Below are 412 nucleotides of genomic sequence, written 5' to 3'. Positions count from 1 at the left end.
TTTTTATTCCGCCCTGGCCGGAGAGGTAATACTTCACGACAGCAATACGGAATTCCAGTGTGTAATTGGGCTTGCCCATAAATTGCACCTTACTCAGTTAGTGTCCAACTTTTGGGGTGCAGTTCAGTCGGACGGGGATATAAGGGGTGCTAATCAGGGGTTTTCTGCGATTCAACATACGCTTTCAGTGTTTCAATTGTTGCTCCACCAGCGCTACAGGCAAAGTAGGAACGTGACCAGAGCACTCCGGCATTACTTTGCTTGCAAAGATGGGTATTTAAAATCCTGACATAACGACTGCTGGTTGATTTAAGGTTATTAACCAGCACGCTGATAGCCAGTTTGGGCGGGTATGCAACCAGGATGTGAACGTGATCCGCTTCGCCATCCATTTCTAAAATCTCAACCTCAA

Annotated in this window: 1 protein-coding gene; it reads right to left on the bottom strand. The window is 46.6% G+C overall.

The window, feature by feature from the left end:
* Positions 1-149: 149 nt before the first annotated feature.
* A partial coding sequence (tnpA, locus tag J1784_RS00175; RefSeq protein ID WP_217147572.1) for an IS200/IS605 family transposase occupies positions 150-412 on the bottom strand: 263 nt, incomplete at its 5' end.

This window comes from Rahnella ecdela, from assembly GCF_019049625.1.
In the GTDB taxonomy this organism is placed as follows: domain Bacteria; phylum Pseudomonadota; class Gammaproteobacteria; order Enterobacterales; family Enterobacteriaceae; genus Rahnella; species Rahnella ecdela.
Note: the sequence above shows the minus strand (reverse complement) of the source record. Positions and strands in the feature narration are given on the sequence as shown.